Annotated in this window: 20 protein-coding genes and 1 tRNA gene; 12 read left to right on the top strand and 9 right to left on the bottom strand. The window is 73.2% G+C overall.

The window, feature by feature from the left end:
* Positions 1 to 2: 2 nt before the first annotated feature.
* Complete coding sequence (locus ACZ63F_RS15260; protein WP_469711298.1) at positions 3 to 650, bottom strand: hypothetical protein; 648 nt, start codon at positions 648 to 650, stop codon at positions 3 to 5.
* A gap of 150 nt (positions 651 to 800) precedes the next feature.
* Here ACZ63F_RS15260 and ACZ63F_RS15255 point away from each other — a divergent pair, with 150 nt between their 5' ends.
* Entirely contained in the window at positions 801 to 1298 is a 498-nt protein-coding gene (locus tag ACZ63F_RS15255; protein WP_351954771.1) for a GNAT family N-acetyltransferase, read from the top strand.
* Here the strand turns inward: ACZ63F_RS15255 and ACZ63F_RS15250 are convergent.
* Entirely contained in the window at positions 1291 to 3327 is a 2037-nt protein-coding gene (locus ACZ63F_RS15250; RefSeq protein ID WP_469711294.1) for an MDR family MFS transporter, read from the bottom strand. The genes ACZ63F_RS15255 and ACZ63F_RS15250 overlap by 8 nt on opposite strands.
* 160 nt (positions 3328 to 3487) lie before the next feature.
* Between ACZ63F_RS15250 and ACZ63F_RS15245 the strand changes: the two genes are divergently transcribed.
* A complete protein-coding gene (locus ACZ63F_RS15245) occupies positions 3488 to 4390 on the top strand; it encodes a peptidoglycan-binding domain-containing protein (RefSeq protein ID WP_469711292.1) in 903 nt (300 codons plus the stop codon).
* Positions 4391 to 5189: 799 nt separating this feature from the next.
* Here ACZ63F_RS15245 and ACZ63F_RS15240 read toward each other — a convergent pair.
* Both ACZ63F_RS15240 and ACZ63F_RS15235 read right to left on the bottom strand, forming a co-directional pair.
* Positions 5190 to 5852: an HAD-IA family hydrolase gene (locus ACZ63F_RS15240; protein WP_469711291.1), complete on the bottom strand. Its 663-nt coding sequence runs from the start codon at positions 5850 to 5852 to the stop codon at positions 5190 to 5192.
* Positions 5853 to 6039: 187 nt separating this feature from the next.
* Complete coding sequence (locus tag ACZ63F_RS15235; RefSeq protein ID WP_469711288.1) at positions 6040 to 6621, bottom strand: TMEM165/GDT1 family protein; 582 nt, start codon at positions 6619 to 6621, stop codon at positions 6040 to 6042.
* Between the two features lie 422 nt (positions 6622 to 7043).
* Between ACZ63F_RS15235 and ACZ63F_RS15230 the strand changes: the two genes are divergently transcribed.
* The 4 genes from ACZ63F_RS15230 to ACZ63F_RS15215 all read left to right on the top strand — a co-directional run bounded on the left by ACZ63F_RS15230 (position 7044) and on the right by ACZ63F_RS15215 (position 12470).
* On the top strand, positions 7044 to 7688 hold the full coding sequence (locus ACZ63F_RS15230; protein ID WP_093503550.1) for an HNH endonuclease family protein: 645 nt from the start codon (positions 7044 to 7046) through the stop codon (positions 7686 to 7688).
* Between the two features lie 151 nt (positions 7689 to 7839).
* Positions 7840 to 9465, top strand: coding sequence for an alkaline phosphatase D family protein (locus ACZ63F_RS15225; protein WP_469711286.1), 1626 nt, complete (start codon positions 7840 to 7842; stop codon positions 9463 to 9465).
* Positions 9466 to 9744: 279 nt separating this feature from the next.
* A complete protein-coding gene (locus tag ACZ63F_RS15220) occupies positions 9745 to 11679 on the top strand; it encodes an FAD/NAD(P)-binding protein (RefSeq protein ID WP_469711407.1) in 1935 nt (644 codons plus the stop codon).
* Between the two features lie 185 nt (positions 11680 to 11864).
* Positions 11865 to 12470, top strand: a complete 606-nt coding sequence (locus ACZ63F_RS15215) for a DedA family protein (RefSeq protein ID WP_469711405.1) — start codon at positions 11865 to 11867, stop codon at positions 12468 to 12470.
* A 33-nt stretch (positions 12471 to 12503) separates the two neighbouring features.
* Here ACZ63F_RS15215 and ACZ63F_RS15210 read toward each other — a convergent pair whose 3' ends face one another.
* Positions 12504 to 12737, bottom strand: a complete 234-nt coding sequence (locus ACZ63F_RS15210; RefSeq protein ID WP_351954779.1) for a DUF2277 domain-containing protein — start codon at positions 12735 to 12737, stop codon at positions 12504 to 12506.
* Positions 12738 to 12827: 90 nt separating this feature from the next.
* On the opposite strand from ACZ63F_RS15210, the gene ACZ63F_RS15205 reads away from it, so the two are divergent.
* Positions 12828 to 13748 carry a ketopantoate reductase family protein gene (locus tag ACZ63F_RS15205; RefSeq protein WP_469711282.1) on the top strand — a complete coding sequence of 307 codons (921 nt, stop codon included), beginning with the start codon at positions 12828 to 12830 and terminating at the stop codon, positions 13746 to 13748.
* Here ACZ63F_RS15205 and ACZ63F_RS15200 read toward each other — a convergent pair.
* Positions 13745 to 14320, bottom strand: coding sequence for a phosphoribosylanthranilate isomerase (locus ACZ63F_RS15200; protein ID WP_469711281.1), 576 nt, complete (start codon positions 14318 to 14320; stop codon positions 13745 to 13747). The genes ACZ63F_RS15205 and ACZ63F_RS15200 overlap by 4 nt on opposite strands.
* A gap of 81 nt (positions 14321 to 14401) precedes the next feature.
* Here ACZ63F_RS15200 and ACZ63F_RS15195 point away from each other — a divergent pair, with 81 nt between their 5' ends.
* Positions 14402 to 14554, top strand: coding sequence for a hypothetical protein (locus tag ACZ63F_RS15195; RefSeq protein ID WP_469711279.1), 153 nt, complete (start codon positions 14402 to 14404; stop codon positions 14552 to 14554).
* An 18-nt stretch (positions 14555 to 14572) separates the two neighbouring features.
* Here ACZ63F_RS15195 and ACZ63F_RS15190 read toward each other — a convergent pair whose 3' ends face one another.
* Complete coding sequence (locus ACZ63F_RS15190) at positions 14573 to 15220, bottom strand: methyltransferase family protein (RefSeq protein WP_469711276.1); 648 nt, start codon at positions 15218 to 15220, stop codon at positions 14573 to 14575.
* A gap of 144 nt (positions 15221 to 15364) precedes the next feature.
* Between ACZ63F_RS15190 and ACZ63F_RS15185 the strand changes: the two genes are divergently transcribed.
* Positions 15365 to 15652 carry a hypothetical protein gene (locus ACZ63F_RS15185; protein ID WP_469711274.1) on the top strand — a complete coding sequence of 96 codons (288 nt, stop codon included), beginning with the start codon at positions 15365 to 15367 and terminating at the stop codon, positions 15650 to 15652.
* Between the two features lie 85 nt (positions 15653 to 15737).
* Positions 15738 to 16067, top strand: coding sequence for a hypothetical protein (locus ACZ63F_RS15180; RefSeq protein ID WP_352353292.1), 330 nt, complete (start codon positions 15738 to 15740; stop codon positions 16065 to 16067).
* A gap of 48 nt (positions 16068 to 16115) precedes the next feature.
* Here ACZ63F_RS15180 and ACZ63F_RS15175 read toward each other — a convergent pair.
* Positions 16116 to 16187, bottom strand: a tRNA-Val gene (locus ACZ63F_RS15175).
* Between the two features lie 212 nt (positions 16188 to 16399).
* Here ACZ63F_RS15175 and ACZ63F_RS15170 point away from each other — a divergent pair.
* Both ACZ63F_RS15170 and ACZ63F_RS15165 read left to right on the top strand, forming a co-directional pair.
* Entirely contained in the window at positions 16400 to 17791 is a 1392-nt protein-coding gene (locus ACZ63F_RS15170; RefSeq protein ID WP_469711271.1) for a hypothetical protein, read from the top strand.
* Between the two features lie 114 nt (positions 17792 to 17905).
* On the top strand, positions 17906 to 18448 hold the full coding sequence (locus ACZ63F_RS15165; protein WP_469711270.1) for a DUF4383 domain-containing protein: 543 nt from the start codon (positions 17906 to 17908) through the stop codon (positions 18446 to 18448).
* Here ACZ63F_RS15165 and ACZ63F_RS15160 read toward each other — a convergent pair.
* A complete protein-coding gene (locus ACZ63F_RS15160; RefSeq protein ID WP_469711269.1) occupies positions 18436 to 19608 on the bottom strand; it encodes an amidase domain-containing protein in 1173 nt (390 codons plus the stop codon). The genes ACZ63F_RS15165 and ACZ63F_RS15160 overlap by 13 nt on opposite strands.
* Positions 19609 to 19675: the final 67 nt, after the last annotated feature.

Genomic DNA, 19675 nt, shown 5'->3' with positions numbered 1-19675 from the left:
GGTCAACTCTCCTTCGGGCGGCTCTGGTGGGCGGACCAGGGCAGGTGTCCGCCGGTGTCGGCACCGACACCGGCGCGGTGCCGGCCGTGCTCGTGGGACGAGGGGGTGACCAGGTCGTCGAAGAGGGAGCGGGCCTCGATCATGGCCGTCCGCATCTCCTCGGTCCCGGCCTGGCTCTGCGGCGACCCGCCCACGGGCGCCTGGAGGACACGGTGGACGCGACGGTAGCCGTCGACGTGTTCGGCGTGGTGCACGGAGAGCGCGGCCACCTGCTCCTCGTAGTCGGCGCCGGCCGGGAAGCCGCGGTCGGCGGCCAGTTCGGCGAGCAGCCGGTCGATCTCGGCCACGGACTCCCGGGGCGAGTCGACGAAGTGCTCCTGTGCGGTGGTCCAGCGGGCCGCGTAGCGCTCCCGCTCCGCCGGTTCCAGCTCGCGCTCGTGCAGTCCGCCGTGGCGCTGCACCCGCTCGGCGAGCTCCTGCTCGGCCGCCTTGGTGTCGCCGCCGTGCTGGGCCACCGTCCGCTCGTACTCGGGCCCGAAGCGCCGCTTCAGACCCTGCGGGCCACTGCCCCTGGCGCGCACGGCCAGCAGGGCCGCGACGACGACCACGGCGGCCACGATCACGATCGCGATGATCAAGCCTGTGGACATGGTTGCCTTCCGGTGTCTCGGCCCGACGGGCCGTCTCCTCCACCGGGTGACCCGCACACCGCCCGGCAAACAGCCCGGCGGGACGGGCCAGGACCCGACCGCCGATATCCGGTTGCGCGGACCACCCCGGTCCGCCGGACACTACGGCCCATGACCTCCTGGACGATCACCCCGGAACGCCCGGACTCCGTCGCCGCCCGCGCCCTGTGGCGGGCGTACTACACGGAGGTCAGCGACCGCTGGTACCTGCACCACGAGGGCCGCCGCACCGACCCGGCCGAGCTGGAACGGGAGATCGCCGCCCGGCCGGGCTCCGAACTGGCCCCGCCCACCGGCGGGCTGCTGATCGCGCGATACGGCGGGGAGCCGGCCGGCAGCGCGGGCGTACGGCTCCTGGAGCCGGCCACCGCCGAACTCACCCGGGTCTTCGTGCACGAGGGACTGCGCGGCCGGGGCGGGGCCGCGCTCCTCGTCGCGGCGGCCGAGGACACGGCCCGTGCGCTCGGGGCCGCGCGAATCGTCCTGGACACCCGCACCGACCTGGTGGAGGCCCGCGCCCTGTACGCGCGGCTCGGCTACACGGAGACCGCGCGGCACAACGACGACGTCTACGCCGAGCACTGGTTCCGCAAGGAGCTCGTCAGCTGACCTGCCCGGCCGCGCGGTTCTGCGGCTGCTCACGTTCGGTGCCGCACAGTTCGTCGGTCAGTTCCCGCACCAGGCGGTCCAGGTCGGTGGGCCGGTCCGGGCTCCACCAGTCGCCGAGGAGGTCGGCCAGGGACTCCTCGCGGGCCCCGGCGAGCCGGTCGGCGACCTCGCGGCCCTGCTCGGTGAGGGTCAGGTCGAGGCCCAGGCGGTCGGCGAGGTGCCGCTCCTCCAGCTGACGGGCGCCCGCCAGGACGACGTTCATCGGGACGGGGCCGCGCTCGGCCAGCCGCCCCGGCTCCACGGAGCCGTACTTCCGGATCCGCAGCAGCAGCCAGCCGGTGGCGGGCAGCAGGTCGGCGTACCCGGCCCGCGCGTTGATCTTCCGGTAGACCTCCCGGCGCCCCTCACGGGTGGCGAGCAGGGAGAGCGCCCGGGAGCACTCGTCGTACGACGACCGGTGGACCGGGTTGGGCGGGATGGTCTCGGAGGCGTCCGGCGCGGTGACCGAGCCGCGCAGCGGGTCCTCCTTGAGGAACCAGGCGAGGGCGAAGCCGAGGAGGGCGACCGGGGCGGCGTACAGGAAGACGTCGGTGATCGAGGACGCGTACGCGTGCAGGGCGGCCGGACGCAGCGCGGGCGGCAGGGTGGCGATGCCGCGCGGGTCGGCCTTGAGGGCGTCCGGGGTGGCGCCGGGCGGGAGACGGACGCCACGGAAGGCGTCGGCGAGCTTGTCGGCCAGCCGGCCCGCGAAGACGGAGCCGAAGACGGCGACGCCGAAGGAGGCCCCGATGGAGCGGAAGAAGGTGGCGCCGGAGGTGGCGACGCCGAGGTCCTCGTACGAGACGGAGTTCTGGACGATGAGCACCAGCACCTGCATGACCAGGCCGAGGCCCAGGCCGAAGACGAAGAAGTAGGCGCTCATCTCGGCCGTCGAGCTGTGTTCGTCGAGCCGGTGCAGGAGCAGCAGCCCGATGGTGGTCACGCCGGTGCCGGCGACCGGGAACACCTTCCAGTGCCCGGTACGGCTGACGATCTGCCCGGAGAGCGTGGACGACAGCAGCAGCCCGATCACCATCGGCAGCATGTGCACGCCCGACAGGGTCGGCGAGATGCCCTGCACGACCTGGAGGAAGGTCGGCAGGTAGGTCATCGCGCCGAACATCGCGAACCCGACGACGAAGCTGATCACGGCGGCGAGGGTGAAGGTACGGATGCCGAAGAGGTTCAGCGGGAGCACGGGTTCGGCGGCCCGCCGCTCGACGGCGACGAAGGCGACGGCGAGTGCCACCCCGACGACCACGAGCCCGATGGTCTGCGCCGACCCCCACGCCCACGTCGTCCCGCCCAGCGAGGCCACCAGCACCAGGCAGGTGGCGACGGCGGCGATCAGGAGGGTGCCGAGGTAGTCGATGACGTGGTGGGCCCTTCGGCGCGGGATGTGCAGCGCGGCGGCGATCACCGCGAGCGCGACGACGCCGACGGGCAGGTTGACGTAGAACACCCAGCGCCAGCTCAGCTGCTCGGTGAGCACCCCGCCGAGCAGCGGCCCGAGCACACTGGTGGTACCGAACACGGCACCGAACAGCCCCTGGTACCGCCCCCGTTCGCGCGGTGGCACGATGTCCCCCACGATCGCCATCGACAGCACCATCAGCCCGCCGCCGCCCAGCCCCTGCAGGGCGCGGAAGCCGATCAGCTCGCCCATGTTCTGAGCCATCCCGCACAGCGCCGACCCGACGAGGAAGATCACGATCGCGAGCTGGAAGAGCCGCTTGCGCCCGTACTGGTCGCCGAGCTTGCCCCACAGCGGGGTGGCGGCGGTGGAGGCCAGCAGGTAGGCGGTGACCACCCACGACAGGTGTTCGAGGCCCCCGAGGTCGCTGACGATGGTCGGCAGCGCCGTCGACACGATCGTCTGGTCCAGCGCGGCCAGCAGCAGCCCGAGCAGCAGGGCGCCGATCGGGACCAGCACGTTGCCGGGTATGCGCTCCGCGTCCTTCGCCTGGGCGTGCGTCGTTTCCAGCGCCATGGAGACCTCCCGGGGCTTTCGGCCATCTTCCATCGTGGACGGTGTCACCCGGTATGGCCTGTCGAGTCCTTTTCGGTGCCGGTGAGACGAGGGGTTCCGGAGAACGTACGTGTGGGCGCTCTGCATAATCTGTGGAGTTCGTGAGGGGAGGGACGACGCCGTGAGCCACCAGTGCCCGGAGTGCGGGACGCCGAAGGGGCCGGACGGCTCCCCCGCCTGCGACTGCAACCAGCGCACCGCCGACGCGTTGCGCGACGCGCGTACGGCCGAACAGGCGGCGGCGGAGGACTTCGACCCGCTGCGGATACGGCCGTACGTGGCCATCGAGGCGGACGCGGCGGCCGATGCCGGTGCCGGTGCCAGTGCCGGTGCCGAGACCGCGCCGCTGCCGGTGGCGGCGGAGCCGACCGTGCCGTTGCGGGCGGTGGCCGCCGACGTGGCCGAGGCGGCACCGGCCGGGCAGCCGCGCCGGAGTCCCCGGTGGGGCTTGCTCCTGGCGGTCGCCGGGGCGGTGGCCGCGATCCTCGCGGTGGCCGGGTTCGCGAGCGGGCTGTTCGCCCGCGTGACGCCGTCGAGGGACGGGGCGGCACCGGCGGACGTACGGCAGAGCGTCCCGGACGTGACCCCGAGCACGGCGTCGCCCTCAGCCGCGGCGCCGGGCACCTCACCCTCGCCCTCGCCGTCGGCCACACCGTCCGGGCCGGCGAGCCCGAGCCCGTCGCACTCCCCGTCCCCGACGCCGTCCGGTACGCCGGCCTCCCCCACGCCCGCCCGCTCCGCGGCCCCGAGCGCGTCGGCGACGACGGCGGGCGCGGCGGCCTCCGCGCAGCCCACCACGGCTCCGGTCCTCCGCCCCGGCGACACCGGGGCGGAGGTGACCGAGCTCCAGCAGCGGCTGGCCCAGCTGAACCTCTACACCGGCAGGCCCGACGGCCACTACGACCGCACCACCGAGGACGCGGTACGCACGTACCAGCTGGCGCGGGGCATCCTGACCGACCAGTCGGGGGTGTACGGGACGGCTACCCGGACGGCACTGGAGTCGGAGACGACGCAGCCGTAGGGGGTGGGCCGACGGGGGGTACGTTGCCGCGCGACTCGCTGAACGGCACCGGCCGGGACGGCTGAGGGCGCGACGCCGCGCGGGCCGGTGAACAGTGCCGGCCGGGACGGCTGCGGGGTGCGTTGCCACGCAGGGCGGTGAGCGGTGCCGGCGGGACGGTCGCGGGGTGGGTTTCGGTGGTGGGTGGGTGCGGGTGAGTGGGGGCTTGTCGCGCAGTTCCCCGCGCCCCTTACGGGGCTACTCAGCCGCGCGCAATCGTGCCAGCCACCCGCAGTCGCGTCAGGTACTCAGCCGCGCGCAATTACGTCAGCCACCCAGGCACCCACCCGCAGTCGTGTCAGCCGCCCAGCCGTGACAGCCACCCAGCCGCGCGCAATCGCGTCAGCCACCCAGCCGCCCGCAGCCGTGACAGCCATCCAGCGGCGCACAATCGCGTCAGCCACCCAGCCGCGCGCAGTCGCCTCAGCCACCCAGCCGCACGCAGCCGTGACAGCCACCCAGCGGCGCACAATCGCGTCAGCCACCCAGCCGCCCACAGTCGCCTCAGCCGCCCAGCCGCGCGCAATCGCGTCAGCCACCCAGCGGCGCACAATCGCGTCAGCCACCCAGCCGCGCACAGTCGCCTCAGCCACCCAGCCGCGCGCAGTCGCCTCAGCCACCCAGCCGCCCGTAATCGCGTCAGCCGCCCAGCCGCGCGTAGTCGGGTCAGCTGCTCAGCTGCGGGCAGTCGTGTCGCTGGGGCGGCACGGGTGGGCGCGGCGGCACCCGGGCAGCGCCGGTGAGCGGCCCTGTCCCGGCCTCAGGCTTCGCCGACGTGCACCCGGATCGACCCGTCCGCCGTCGCCTCGACGCGCACCTGCGTGAGGTCCCGCACGACCGCGTCCGGCTCGTGCACCCCGGCCCGCGCGCCGACGCCGACGACCCGCATCCCGGCCGCGCGCCCCGCCGCGATCCCCGCGCCCGAGTCCTCGAACACCAGGCAGTCCGCCGGAGCCACGCCCAGCTCCGCCGCCCCCTTCAGAAAGCCCTCGGGGTCCGGCTTGCTGGCGCCCACCGACTCCGCGGTCACCCGCACCGCCGGCAGCGGCAGCCCGGCAGCAGCCATCCGCACCGTGGACAGCGCCACGTCCGCCGAGGTCACCAGCGCGTGCGGCAGCCCCTGGAGAGAGGCGAGGAAGGCCGCGGCGCCCGGGACCTCCACCACGCCCTCCACGTCGGCCGTCTCCTCCGCCAGCATGCGCGCGTTGTCCGCGAGGTTCTGCTTCATCGGCCGGTCCGGCAGCAGCACGGCCATGGACGCATGCCCCTGGCGCCCGTGCACCACCTTCATGACCTCGTCGCCGTCCAGCCCGTGCCGCTCGGACCAGCGCCGCCAGATGCGCTCGACGACGGCGTCGGAGTTGACGAGGGTGCCGTCCATGTCGAGCAGGAGGGCGCGGGCGGTGAGGACGGTGGCCGTCATCGGGCAGCTCCTAGTACACGGGCCGAAAGCGGGCCGGGAAGAACAAGGCGGCCCCGCCCGCCGGTCAGGGAAAACGGGCGGGAGCCACTTTGTTCCCCCACGGTACAAAACAGAACGCCGATCCCGCCACCGCCTTCGCCGACCGTTCACCGACTCTTCAACCCGGCCGGGGCACGGCGGGCCCCGCTCAGCCCGCGAGCGCCTCCCATAGGCTCCACACGCCCAGCGCCAGCATCAGCACCGCCGCGATCTGCGTGATCAGCCGCAGCGGCACCTTCTTCATGAGCGCCCTGCCGCCGACGATGCCGAGTCCGGCGACCGCCCACAGGCCGAGCACGGCGCCGAGACCGACGGAGAGCGGGGCGTCGTAGCGGGCCGCGAGGTTCGCCGTCATGATCTGCGTGAGGTCGCCGAACTCGGCGACCAGGATGAGCATGAACCCGGTCCCGGCGACCTTCCAGAAGGACTGGTCGGCCGGCTTGCGGATCTCCTCGTCCTCCTCGTCCTTCTTCAGCAGCAGCACGGCCGCGCCGCCGAGGAAGAGCACGCCGGTCAGCGCGTGCACGATCTGCTGCGGGAGCAGGGTCAGGACGCTGCCGGCCGCGACGGCGAGCACCACGTGCAGGAGGAAGGCCGCGGCGACCCCGGCGAAGACGTACGACGCCCGGTAGCGCGCGCCCAGGACGAGACCGGCGAGCGCGGTCTTGTCGGGCAGTTCGGCGAGGAAGATGACGCCGAAGACGAGCGCCGTCACGGTGATGCTGATCAAGGGTCCTCAATCGGTCGGGGCCACCCCACCGAGAGCACCGCGCTTCGCAGACGATCACCTCGGCAGGCCAGCGCACACGGGCACCTGTGCCGTACGGCACAGGTGTGCACTGCTTGCCGAAGGTCTCGCTGGCGGCCTCGTGACCGAGATGGCCGAGGTCCGCCTCCGGGCGCCGGCTCAGACGGGCTGAGCAGTATGTCGACGGTCCGGCGAAGAGCTACTCCCCTTCAACGCCGTCAAGACTACGTGACCCCGCCACCGATCCCAAGGCCGCACGCCCCGCCTGTGAGTCACGTCGCACATCTTGTCGTGTCATGCGCACGTCATTAGTTTCTTACCGAACGCTCACCCACCGGCAACACGGCGGCGCGAGCATTCCCTCGCCCGCGCCCCAACACCCCCACCCCACAAGGGAGTTCCGCATGCCGAAGTTCTACGCGCGTCGACGGCTCAGCATACTGGCGGCCTTCACCGGACTCATAGCCTCCGCCGCCCTGTTCAACTCCCCGAGCGCCTCCGCCGCCCTGCCCACCCCGGTCAGCGCGTCCACCGCCCGCACCTACCTCGCCTCCCTCACCGTGGCCACCGAGAACCGCACCGGCTACGCGCGTGACCTCTTCCCGACCTGGGACACCATCAGCGGCACCTGCAACACCCGCGAGTGGATCCTCAAGCGCGACGGCACGAACGTCGTCACCAACTCCGCCTGCACCGCCACCAGCGGCTCCTGGTACTCCCCCTACGACGGCGCCACCTGGACCTCCGCCTCCGACGTCGACATCGACCACCTGGTGCCCCTCGCCGAGGCCTGGGACTCGGGCGCGAGCAAGTGGACCACCGCCCAGCGCGAGGCCTTCGCCAACGACGTCACCCGCCCGCAGCTCCTCGCCGTCACGGACAACGTGAACCAGTCCAAGGGCGACCAGGACCCGGCCACCTGGATGCCGTCCCTCACCTCGTACCGCTGCACCTACGTCCGCGCCTGGGTCCAGGTGAAGTACTACTACAACCTCTCCGTGGACTCCGCCGAGAAGAGCGCGCTCACCAGCTACCTCTCCGCCTGCTGAACCGGCCGGCCGCAGCGGCGTCCCGCTTCCCCGCGCTCCGCCCCCCCCTTCCCTGCCCCCTTTCCGCGTCGGGGCCTCCCCGCCGACCTCGTCGTTCCGTACCGTACGGGGCGACAGAGGCGAACCGACCGAGGAAGAGGGCGGGGCGATCGTGGCCGGACTGCGCCTGGGACCGCTGCTGAGGTACACCGACGGCTCGTCGGCGACCGTCTGGGTCGAGGCGAGCCGTCCGTGCACCGCCGAGGTGCGCTGCTCGGACGGCGCCGGCGGCACCGCGCACACCTTCCAGGTGGCCGGCCACCACTACGCCCTCGTCCCGGTCACCGGCCTGACCCCGGGAACCGCGCCGTCGTACGACGTCCTCCTCGACGGCACCCGCGTGTGGCCGCCGACCGGCTCCCCTTTCCCGCCCCCGGTGATCCGCACCCCGGCCGCGGGCGCGCCCCTGCACGTCGTCTTCGGCTCCTGTCGCTGGGCCGCGCCGCCCGCCGACGGCCGGGACCCGGTCGGCCCGGACGCCCTCGACAGCCTCGCCGTGCGCATCGCCGCCGGCGGCGAGCGGCCCGACGTGCTCCTGCTGCTGGGCGACCAGGTGTACGCCGACGAGACCTCGGCGGCCACCCGGCACTGGCTGGCCGCCCGCCGCGACCTCGCGGACCCGCCCGGCGCCGAGGTCGCGGACTACGAGGAGTACACCCGCCTCTACTACGAGTCCTGGCTCGACCCGGAGGTGCGCTGGCTGCTCTCCACCGTGCCCAGTTGCATGATCTTCGACGACCACGACGTCATCGACGACTGGAACACCTCCGCGACCTGGCTGGCCGACGTGCGCGCCACGCCCTGGTGGCAGGAGCGGCTGCTGAGCGGACTGATGTCGTACTGGGTCCACCAGCACCTGGGCAACCTCTCCCCGGCCGCGCTGGCCGCCGACCCGCTGTACGCCGCCGTGTGCGACGCGCCCGACGGCACGGCCGAGTTGCGCGCCTTCGCCGCCGGGGCCGACGCCGATCCGGCCTCCGTACGGTGGAGTTACCGTCGTGACTTCGGGCGGGTCCGGCTGCTGATGGTGGACACCCGGGCGGCGCGGGTCCTGGCCGAGCAGAGCCGCGCCATGCTCGACCCCGGCGAGGCCGGGTGGCTGCGCGAACAGGCCCTGGACAACCGCGCGTCGTACGACCATCTCCTGGTCGGCACCTCGCTGCCCTGGCTGCTGCCGCACCTGATACACGACCTGGAGACCTGGGACGCGGCCCTGTGCCGGGGCGAACGGGGCGCCCGCTGGGCCCGGTTCGGGGAACGGCTGCGCCGCGCGGCCGACCTGGAGCACTGGGCGGCCTTCCCCACGTCCTTCGCCGAGCTGGCGGACCTGTTCGCCCGGACCGGCTCCGGGCCCGCGGCACCCGCCTCCATCTGCGTGCTCTCCGGGGACGTCCACCACGCCTACGTCGCCGAGCCCGCGTGGCCCGCCGGAAGCGCGCCCGGCTCCCGGGTGCTGCAACTCACCTGCTCCCCCGTCCACAACTCCGTGCCGCCGACGATCCGGGCCGGCTTCCGGTTCGGCTGGAGCGCCCTGGCCCGGTTCCTCGGGCGGCGGCTGACCCGGCACGGGCGGTGCGCACGGCCGCCGGTCACGTGGCGGAAGAGGGGCGGGCCGTGGTTCGGCAACCAGCTCATGACGCTGACGCTGGACGGCCGTTCGGCCCGGCTGCGGCTGGAACGGGCCCGGCGGGACGGCACCCTGGAGACCGTGACGGAGTCCGTCCTCACCACACGGTGAGCACAGCCGGGTGACAACTGTGTTGCGTGGGGCTCACGTTGGCATTCGCCGACCGCGACGGCATGATGAGGCGGACCGTCCGCTTCCCGTTCCCGCGCGGGCGGCGTCACTGCCCTGCGCCCCCCCACTCGCCCGGGAGTCACCTCTTTGTCCTCCTCCCCCCAGGAGTCCCCCCAGCAGTCCCGCCAGGAATTCCACCAGGCATCCCGCCAGGAATTCCCCCGAGAGGCCGTCCAAGGGCCCGTCCCAGAGCGCGTCCAGGAGCGCGTCCAGGAGGCCGTGCCGGTCTCCGTCGCCCTGGTCGGCGCCGGCCCGCGCGGCACCAGCGTCCTGGAACGCCTCTGCGCCTCCGCCCCCGAACTGCTGCCCCCGGGACGGTGTCTCACGGTCCACGTGATCGACCCCGACCCACCGGGTCCCGGCCGGGTCTGGCGTACGACGCAGCCGGCGGAACTGCTGATGAACACCGTGGCGAGCCAGGTCACCCTGTTCACCGACGCCAGCGTGGACTGCGCGGGCCCCGTCCGGCCCGGCCCCAGCCTGCACGCCTGGGCCGCCGCCACGGACGGCGGCGAGCTGGGCCCCGACGACTACCCGACCCGCGCCCACTACGGCCGCTACCTGGAGTGGGTGTTCGCCCGGACGGTCTCCCGGGCACCGGCGGCCGTCCGCGTCGAGACCCACCGCGCCCGTGCCGTACGGCTCGACGACGACCCCGAAGGCCGCCATCAGACGCTCACCCTCCACGACGGCCGCACCCTGCCCGGCCTGGCGGCGGTCGTGCTGGCCCAGGGCCACCTCCCGGTGACGGCGTCCGCCGCGGAACGCCGGTTCTCCGCCCACGCCGCCCGGCACGGCCTCCGGCACATCCCGCCCGCCAACCCGGCCGACGTCGACCTCACCCCGCTCGCGCCCGGCGAACCGGTGCTGCTGCGCGGCCTCGGCCTCAACTTCTTCGACCACCTGGCCCTGCTGACCACCGGCCGGGGCGGCCGTTTCACCCGCACCCCCGACGGCACCCTGCGCTACGCCCCCTCCGGCCGCGAACCCCGCCTGTACGCGGGCTCCCGGCGCGGTGTCCCGTACCAGGCACGCGGCGACAACGCGAAGGGCCCGTACGGCCGCCACACCCCGCTCCTGCTCACCCCCGAGGTGATCGCGGGCTTCCGCGACCGCGCGGACTCCGGCGCGGCGCCCGACTTCCTCGCGGAGATCTGGCCGCTGGTCGCGAAGGAGGTGGAGACGGTCTACTACTCCGTCCTGACCGGTGACCCCGGGTTCACCGCGCGCTTCCTCGCGGCCGAGGGCAGGCGCGCGGAAACGGCCGTACTCGACGCCCACGCCGTGCCGGAGCCGGAACGCTGGTCCTGGGAGCGCCTCCAGCGCCCGTACGGGGACCGGACGTTCGCCGATCCAGCGCAGTGGCGGGCCTGGCTCCTGGGCTATCTGCGCGAGGACGCGGCACAGGCCGCCCTCGGCAACGTACGCGGCCCGCTCAAGGCCGCCCTGGACGTCCTGCGTGACCTGCGCAACGAGATACGGCTGATCGTCGACCACGGCGGCCTGGCCGGTGCCTCCCGGCGGGCCCACCTGGACGGCTGGTACACCCCGCTCAACGCGTTCCTGTCCATCGGCCCGCCCCGCCGCCGTATCGAGGAACTGGCCGCGCTGCTGGCGGCGGGCGTGGTGGAGGTGCTCGGCCCGCGGGTGGAGGTGCACCACGTGGACGGCACGGACGGCCGGGACGGCGCCGCCGCCGGGGACGGCGGGGGCGCGTGGGTGGCCCGCTCCCCCGATGTCCCCGGCTCGGAGGTCCGGGTGACCACCGTCGTCGAGGCCCGCCTCCCGGAGCCGGACCTGCGCCGCACCGCCGACGAACTGCTGGCCGCCCTGCTCCGCGAGGGCGCGTGCCGCCCGCACGTGGTGGACGGCCACGAGACCGGCGGCGTCGACGTCACACCACGCCCGTACCGCCTCCTCGACCGTCACGGCCGCCCGCACGCACGGCGGTTCGCCTTCGGGGTGCCCACCGAGGGGGTGCACTGGGTGACCGCGGCGGGAGCCAGGCCGGGCGTGGACTCGGTGACCCTGTCGGACGCGGACGCGATAGCACGGGCGGTGCTGCGGACGGCGACGGCCGAGGGGCGACCTCGGACCGAGACGCACCCGGCGCACACGGCGCCGGCCGGACGGCACACCCCGGTCGCCGTATGACACCGCATGACATTACACCGCATGGCATGACACCGCATGGCACCCGCATGACCGTTCCCCGACAACCCTTTGCCGAACATACGAGCCCCCCGTGACACTCCTGTCACACCCCCGGCGTACGCTGTATGGCTGTCGTCGGGGGGGCGCAACAGGACAATCGCGGGGGAACCGTCGTGTGGGAAAGCATGGGGTCGCTGGAGGCCGGGCCATGGATATACGCCATGGTCGCCCTCTCCGTGCTGCTCGACGTGTTCCTCCCGGTCCTGCCGAGCGGAGTGCTCGTCATCACCGCGGCCACGGCCGCGGCGGCGGGCACCGGCGCGTCGGCCGGACAGGTCCCGCCGCACGCCCTCCCCGACATCCTGGCGCTCACTCTCTGCGCGGCCACCGCGTCGGTCCTGGGTGACCTGTTCGCCTACCGGCTCGCCCGGCGCGGCGGAGCCCGCCTGGACCGCGCGATCGCCCGCTCCCGACGGCTGACAAACGCGCAGGAACGTCTCGGCGAGGCCCTGTCCCGGGGCGGCGGAGCGCTGGTCGTCCTCGCCCGTTTCGCCCCCGCCGGCCGCTCGATCGTCTCCCTCGGCGCCGGCGCCACCCAGCGCAGCGTCCGCGACTTCCTCCCCTGGTCCGCCCTGGCAGGCCTCACCTGGGCGATCTACAGCGTCGCCCTCGGCTGGCTCGGCGCCCAGTGGCTGGGCGCGACCTGGATGGCCACGGCAGTGTCGGTAACAGCCCTGTTCGGCGCGGGCGCGGGCGCGGGCTACCTGATGCGAAGACGCCGCCCGGCGTAGGACGCACCCCCGAGCCGCGGGCAGCCGTATCCCTCAGCCCCCACCACCCACGGCCCCCTGCCCCCGCACCTCCAGTCCCCCCAACAACGCGGCAGTCGCCTCCGCCACCGCATCCACGGCCCGCTCGAACACCTCCCGATTGTGCGCGGCCGGCGCCCGGAACCCGGACACCTTCCGCACGTACTGCAACGCGGCAGCACGGATCTCCTCCTCCGTGGCCTCCTCGGCCAGCTGGGGCGGACGCAGGGTCTTGATACTCCGGCACATGTCCCCAGTCTCCCGCAGACCCCCTCCCTCCTGCGAGGATCTTCGAGAGGCGGCCACCGCTCCGGGGCCGACCGACGAAAGGACAACGCCATGCCGAACACCCCGAACGCACCGGCCCCCCACCTCACGGTCGCCGTCCTCGGCCCCGGCGGCGTCGGCGGCCTGCTGGCCGCCCTGCTCTCCCGCTCCGGCCATCGCGTCGTCTGCCTCGCCGGCGAGGAGACCGCACGCACCCTGCGCGCCACCGGAATCCAGGTCCGCAGCACCCTGTTCGGCGACTTCACGGCCCCCGTCGACGCCGACACGGCCCTGCGCGAACCCGTCGACGCCTGCCTGGTCACCGTCAAGGCCACCGCCCTGGACGCGGCCCTCACCCGGATCCCGCCCGCGGCCCTCGGCGACGCCCTCCTCGTCCCGTTCCTGAACGGCGTGGAACACCCCGCGCTGCTGCGCGCCCGCTACGCCCCCGACCGCGTGGCCCCCTCCGTCATCCGCGTCGAGTCGACCCGCACCGCCCCGGGCGTGATCGAACACACCAGCCCCTTCGCGGAGATCGACCTGACCGGCGCCAAGGTCGCCGGCCCCCGCCTGGAGGCCCTGGCCGAAGCGCTCACCGCCGCCGGCCCCGCCACGCGCGTCCTGGACGACGAGACCACCGTCCTGTGGGCGAAGATGGCGTTCCTCGCCCCGTTCGCCCTCCTCACCACCCGCTACGCCCTCCCCCTCGGCGAGGCCCGCACCCGGCACCGCGAGGAACTGGCGTCCCTCGTGGCGGAGACGGCGGCCGTCAGCCGCGCCTGCGGCGCCCCCGCCGACCCGGCCCAGGCCCTGGCCAGGTACGACGCCTTCCCGCCCGCCGCCAAGTCCTCGATGCAGCGCGACGCGGAGGCCGGCCGGCCACTCGAACTCGACGCGATCGGCGGCGCGTTGCTGCGCGCGGCGGACCGGCACGGCGTACCCGTGCCGGTGACCGCCCGCATCGTCAGGGAGTTGCGGGAGGCCGGCCGCTAGCGGCTGTTCCGCCCGGGGGTGCGGGCGGCAGCGACGAAGGCTGCCATCTTCTCGCGGCTCTTGATCCCCGGCGCGGTCTCGACGCTGCTGGAGACGTCCACGCCGTGGGGCCCGAACTCCGCGACGACACCGGCCACGTTGTGCTCGTCGAGGCCCCCGGCGATCACCACCTTGCCCGGCACCTCGGCGACCCAGCGGGGGATGTCCTCGAACACGCCGCTGCCCGCGCTGGCGTCGTAGAAGAAGTACCGCAGCGCCTCCGGCTTCTCGGGCGGGGTGCCGGAGGCGAGGGCGAGGTTCGGGATGTCGGCCGGCTCGTAGATCTGGATGACGTCGACGTGCTCGGCGACGGCGGCCGTCTCGGCGAGGGTCAGGGCCACGGCGAAGACGGGGATCCGTCCCCGGGCGTGGCCGGCGAGCGCCACGGCCCGTTCGGGCGGGCAGTACCGCTTGCTCTTCGGCGTCACGACGATCCCGACGGCGTCGTACCCCAGCTCGACGGCCCAGTCGATCTGCTCCTCCCGGGTGAGCCCGCACACCTTCACGAACGCCGGCCGCCGCTGCCCGCTCATCCTGTCCTCGCTCCGTTCTCCCGCCCGGCGGGAACACGATCCTGCCCCCAGCTTCTCAGCCCGCGGGCCGGCCCGTTGTCAGTGGCGGCTGCCAGGGCCGAGTTCGGCGTCCGCCTGCCCCGGTTCGCACTCACCCAGGGGCGCCTGCACACCGTCCGCACCCGCCCCTGGAACCGCGCCCCGGGCCCGGGCGAGTCCTACCTGACCGTCCGCCTCGTGCCGCACCGCCCGTAGCGGGGTCTCCCGCCGCTCTCACCCCGGGCTGCTGCTCGCGTCCCCGTGGCGAGGACGGACCCGTGCCGGCCCAGTCCACGGTATGAGGGCCGGGACGCGGGCACGGTAGGCGTCGTAGACCGCCCCGAACCGGCCGGCCATGAGCGCGTCCTCGGTCCGCACCCGGCTCAGCAGCCACGGGACGGCGACCGCCAGGACGGCTGTCCAGACACCGAAGCCGCAGGCCAGCATGGCGCCGGTGACCAGTCCGAGCATGCCGGTGTATATGGGGTGGCGCACCAGCCGGTAGGGCCCGTCGGTGCGCAGTTCGTGGTGCTCCTGGACCGTCGGGACGCTCGCCCACATCGTGCCCAGCACCCAGCGGGCCCACAGCAGCAGCGCCGTGCCGCTGACGGCGAGCAGGGCGCCCAGGAGGGCGAGTTCGGGCTGCCAGTACTGCAGGCGGTGCCAGAACCCGGCGGTGTGCCCGACCAGCCAGGAGAACAGCCAGGCGCCGACGACCAGCAGCACCCTGCGGGGCAACGTGCGGCGCAGCCCGCGCACCCAACCGCGCACGCCGGCCTGGCTCTTCGTGCCGAAGTAGACGGCTCCCGCGATCCAGGCCACGACGAAGACCAGGACGCAGACACCGGTGAGGGCGACAAGTCCCGAGTGCAGTGATCCCATGCCTCAAGACTCCTCCGGCACCCGGTCGATCACCACCACCCACGGGTCGATGGAGAGGGCCTCCACCCACCGGCCGGGTCCCGGTCCTGTATCGGTATGAGGGCCGGACCGGCGGAGCCCGCGGCTCCGGGAGACGCTGCCGCGGTGGGCGGCGGAATCAGACGGTACGCGAAGTGGGCCGGGGACGCGGTCGCGGCAGTGGCGATGGTGGTGTTCGAGGTGGTCGCGCTGCTCGGGACCCAGGTCCTGTTTTTCCTCTGCACGCACGCGGCGGTGTGGGTGCTGCCCGCGGGCCTGGGAGGCCTCGCCCTGTGTGCCGGGATCATCGCGGCGGCGGCGTGGACCGTGCGGATGTGGGTCACGGCGGTCGTACAGGCGCTGGTCACCGGGGGCTGCCTGCTGGCGGTGATCACCTTCCCGGGCGGCCCGTGACGCACTCCGCCGGCACCGTGCGTCGAACACATGAACCCCACGAACCAACTCGCCACCTAAAATCGAACAGGCGTAGCATTGCCGCGTGGCTGCGACCTATGACTTTCCGAGTGACCTCCTCGCCGGTCAGGAGGAGCTGCATCAGGTCCGGGCCGAGCTGTCGGCCCTGCTGAAGCGGCTCCCCTGGTCGGTCGAGCCGCTGGACGGATTCAGTGACGGCGGCGGCTGGCGCAAGGTGGAGCGCCCCGCCTCCCCGGGCTGGACCGAGGACGAACAGGCCGAGGTGGAGAAGCTGCGCCGCCGCGAGCACGAACTCGCGGTGTTCGTCAGCGGCCACCGCTTCTGGGCGGAGGTCACGGCACCGGACCGCGTGGACGCCCGAAGCCGGCTCAAGCACGCGCACAAGGAGGGCTGAGAACAGCAGAGGACCCCGGCCGCACCGGCCGGGGTCCTCTCGTTCACGTGGGCGCGGACGGTTTCGAACCGCCGACATCCTGCTTGTAAGGCAGGCGCTCTACCACTGAGCTACGCACCCGAGACGAGTCGACAGCCTACATTGCCGGGGCCGGTGTCCCGCAAACCCGTATCGGAGCCGACCGCCCACGTCCGCACCGCCGGATGCCGGAACCGCCCCCGACCGATCGCCCCGACCGCGAACTGACCGGCCCGTGTGTTCGTCTTTCACGAGTGGGAGAATTGGAGCGACCGCCAGTACAGAGGGCGCAGCGTGGTACGGGAGAGGGAGAAGTGACGGGGACATCGGCGACTTCGGCGGTATCCGAGCAGTCGTACCCGCCTCCCGTACGGGTCCGGCGTACGCCGTTCCGGGATGTCCTGGGGCTCGTGAGCCTGCCGTTGCTGGCGGTGCTGGTGGTGCCCGGGGCGTTCGCCGGTGGCGGGACGCGGCGGTGGTTCGGCGGGCGCGCGGAGAGTCAGCGGGCGGAGGCGCAGGCGGCCAAGGACGCCGCGGCGACCGCGTTCTACGAGCTGGACACCGCCCAGCGGGACCTGCGGATCTCGATAGAGACCATCTCCGCCGTCGACGACTCGCCCGCCGCGCGTCGTGCCGTCTCGGACTTCGAGGCGCTGGGCCGGCGGATCGACGAGGTGAGCAACCGGTACATCCAGGCCATCGACGCCCATGACCTGGACCGGGACGACCTGGATGCCGCCGCGGCGGCGCGGGCGCGCGGGGAGATCTCCGGGGCCAAGGACGAGCTGGTGCGGGTCAAGGGGGAGCTGGACCGGTTCGGGGAGTCGCTCGGGCCGTTGCTCGGCAAGGCCGAGACGCAGCTGGCGCGGCTGGCGCCGGCCGTGGAGCGGGCCCGGCAGGCGCTGCTGGCGGCCAGCAACGCGCTGGACGCGGTGCGGAGGACCCCGCTCAGGGCCGATGAGCTGGCGGCCCGGCTGGCCGCCCTGTCGCCGGAGCTGACCAGGCTGAACCAGGGCGCGGGGCAGCACGGGGTGCAGGCGACGCTGGAGCGGGCCGGGCGGGTGCAGCGGGAGGCCGAGGCGATCCGGGTCGAGGCCGAGCGGCTGCCGGAGCAGGCCGCGGAGATCGATCACCGGCTGGTGAGCCTGCGGACGCGGGCGCAGGCGCTGACCACCCGGGCCGGGCAGGTGGACCCGGTCCTCAGCGAGCTGCGGCGGCGGTTCTCGGCGGCCTGCTGGCAGGATCTGCAGCAGGTGCCGCAGCAGGCCGGGGAGAACGTGCGGCAGGCCGAGGCGAAGCTGCGGGAGGCCCAGGCCGCGCGGGACGCGCAGCGGTGGGCGGACGCCACGTCGCTGCTGTCGACGGTGCGGGCGCTGCTGAACGCGACCGACGAGGCGGTTTCCGCCGCCGGTGACCGGCTGAGCCGGCTCAACGCGGTGCAGAAGGATCCGCAGGCGGAGATCGAGCGGACGAGGTTCGCGATCCGGGACGCGCAGCGGCTGGCGATGGCCGGGCGGTCCAGCCCGGATCCGCGGCACGCGCGGCCGCTGGACGACGCGGTGGCGCGGCTGGAGGGGGCGGTGGGGACGCTGGAGGGGCGGCATCCCGACTACTGGCACTTCCTGACGGAGACGGAGGCGGTGCGGCAGTCGGTGGCGCGGACGGTGGCGCAGATCCGGGAGGACCGGGGCACCGGTCATCCGTGAGCCGTTTGCCGTCCGGTCGGCGCGGGCGGATATTGGGAGGCGACCCGCAATCCAGATGGGGAGGCGGAGATGGCCTCACACACGGCGCCGTCGGGACACCGGGGGCATTCGGGGATGTCGCGGCCGCGCATCATTTTCGACGAGGCGCTGCCCGTCGATCACCGCCTGAACCAGGTCTACCGGATCGGGGCGGGGCTGATGGGCCTGTTCCTGGTGGCCTTCGGGATCCTCGGGCTGACCGACAACATCGGTTTCTTCGACACGGGCGGGAACACCGCGATCGGCCTGAACACGAACGGCGCGCTGAGCGTGCTGTCGATCTGTGTCGGGCTGCTGCTGTTCGTCGGGATGGTGCTCGGTGGGAATGTCGCGTCCACGCTGAACATGGTCCTCGGGGTGCTGTTCATCCTGAACGGCTTCCTGTTCCTGGGCCTGCTGGACACGGATTCCGACTTCCTGGCCTTCAAGATCCAGAACGTGCTGTTCAGTTTCGTGGTGGGTCTCGTGCTGATGGTGTTCGGGATGTACGGCAGGGTCAGTACGAACCTGCCGCACGACAACCCGTACTGGCGGGCCCGCCACCCCGAGGCGGAGCAGCGGGCCCTCACGGCTGCCGACGGCGCTGCCGGTGACGCTGCCGGTGATCAGGTGCGGTAGGCGTAGTAGTACGCGTTCGGGTACGACGCGACGAGGCTCGCCAGCGACCTGCGGTAGGTGTTGTTGGAGTGGTACGTCACGTACGGGATGCCGTTGGCGACGTAGGTGACGATCATCGTGTGGTCCTTCGATCCGTTCCGGTCGAAGTCCATCTGGATCACGTCGCCGACCTGCGCCTGGAAGACGTTGGCGAGCGGGGTGGTCCGCTTGGAGTTCTGGGCGAACCAGGACCACTCGTTGACGCCGACGAACGAGTCCGACTGGATGTCGGCGGTGCCGAACCACTTCGTGTAGTCGTACACGTAGCCCGGGACGTGCTTCCAGCCGCCGGCCTTGAGCGACTGGCTGACGAAGTTGGTGCAGTCGCCGCCGGCCGTCTCGTTGTTGTAGTCCGGGTAGTCCGGGTTGTACTTGTACACGTACTTCTCGGCGTACGCGGCCATCGCCTTGTAGTCGTACGTGCCGCCGGTGAGGGTCTTCGGCACGGGCGTGGGGTTGCGCGTGGTGGCCGCGCGCGGGGCGTCCGGCGTGGTGTTGCCGTCGTCGCCGGTGGCGGGCGCCTTGACCGAGGGCTTGGACAGCGTGTTGACGGCGAGGCCGCCGTCGTCGGTGTCCTTGATGGTGGTCAGCTGCCAGGTGCCCTGCCGGTCCGCCTTGAAGGTCAGCTCGTGGTGGGCCTGGAAGCCGGTGGTCTTCGGCGTGCCCGCGGCGGCCTTCGCGTAGGTCAGCGTGGTCGTCTCGGTGACGTCGGCCTTGGCGGTGCGGCCGGTGACGCGGGTGGCGTCGAGCGTGACCTGGGTGCTGCCGGCGCTGTAGGTCTCGCCGGCCTTCGCGATGGTGCTCTGGCGGTCGCGGAGCCGGCTCAGCGCCGTGTTCTCGTCGCGCGACTGGATGCCGGAGAGCCGGACGTCACCGGAGAAGCGGGACGTCTGCTTCTTCTGGGAGGCGCCCTGGACGAGGGCCTGGGTGCGGTCGGTGAAGACGGCGTCGGCCAGCTTCTGGAAGGTCGCCTTGGTCGCGGCGTTCACGGTCGGGTCGTCGACGACCGCCGCGCCCGCGCTCCAGTTGGGCACGAGGGCGACGCCGGCGACGACCGAGGCGGCCGCCGCCGTGACTATGGCCGCACGGCTGCGCTTACGGCTCAGTTTTCTGGATTTCAATGATGATCCCCTCTACGCCGGTACACCTCTACCGGGCGAACGGCATCTTCGCACGGCGTGTGTGACT

This window comes from Streptomyces sp. NPDC104761 (assembly GCF_055583445.1).
The sequence above is the reverse complement of the archived record's forward strand: the minus strand, read 5'-3'. Positions and strand labels throughout refer to the sequence as shown.

Excerpts from the sequence above, each read along its gene's own strand:
- ACZ63F_RS15260 (WP_469711298.1), bottom strand. The coding sequence starts at position 650 with ATGTCCACAGGCTTGATCATCGCGATCGTGATCGTGGCCGCCGTGGTC.
- ACZ63F_RS15255 (WP_351954771.1), top strand. The coding sequence starts at position 801 with ATGACCTCCTGGACGATCACCCCGGAACGCCCGGACTCCGTCGCCGCC.
- ACZ63F_RS15250 (WP_469711294.1), bottom strand. The coding sequence starts at position 3,327 with ATGGCGCTGGAAACGACGCACGCCCAGGCGAAGGACGCGGAGCGCATA.
- ACZ63F_RS15240 (WP_469711291.1), bottom strand. The coding sequence starts at position 5,852 with ATGACGGCCACCGTCCTCACCGCCCGCGCCCTCCTGCTCGACATGGAC.
- ACZ63F_RS15230 (WP_093503550.1), top strand. The coding sequence starts at position 7,044 with ATGCCGAAGTTCTACGCGCGTCGACGGCTCAGCATACTGGCGGCCTTC.
- ACZ63F_RS15215 (WP_469711405.1), top strand. The coding sequence starts at position 11,865 with ATGGGGTCGCTGGAGGCCGGGCCATGGATATACGCCATGGTCGCCCTC.
- ACZ63F_RS15210 (WP_351954779.1), bottom strand. The coding sequence starts at position 12,737 with ATGTGCCGGAGTATCAAGACCCTGCGTCCGCCCCAGCTGGCCGAGGAG.
- ACZ63F_RS15205 (WP_469711282.1), top strand. The coding sequence starts at position 12,828 with ATGCCGAACACCCCGAACGCACCGGCCCCCCACCTCACGGTCGCCGTC.
- ACZ63F_RS15200 (WP_469711281.1), bottom strand. The coding sequence starts at position 14,320 with ATGAGCGGGCAGCGGCGGCCGGCGTTCGTGAAGGTGTGCGGGCTCACC.
- ACZ63F_RS15190 (WP_469711276.1), bottom strand. The coding sequence starts at position 15,220 with ATGGGATCACTGCACTCGGGACTTGTCGCCCTCACCGGTGTCTGCGTC.
- ACZ63F_RS15165 (WP_469711270.1), top strand. The coding sequence starts at position 17,906 with ATGTCGCGGCCGCGCATCATTTTCGACGAGGCGCTGCCCGTCGATCAC.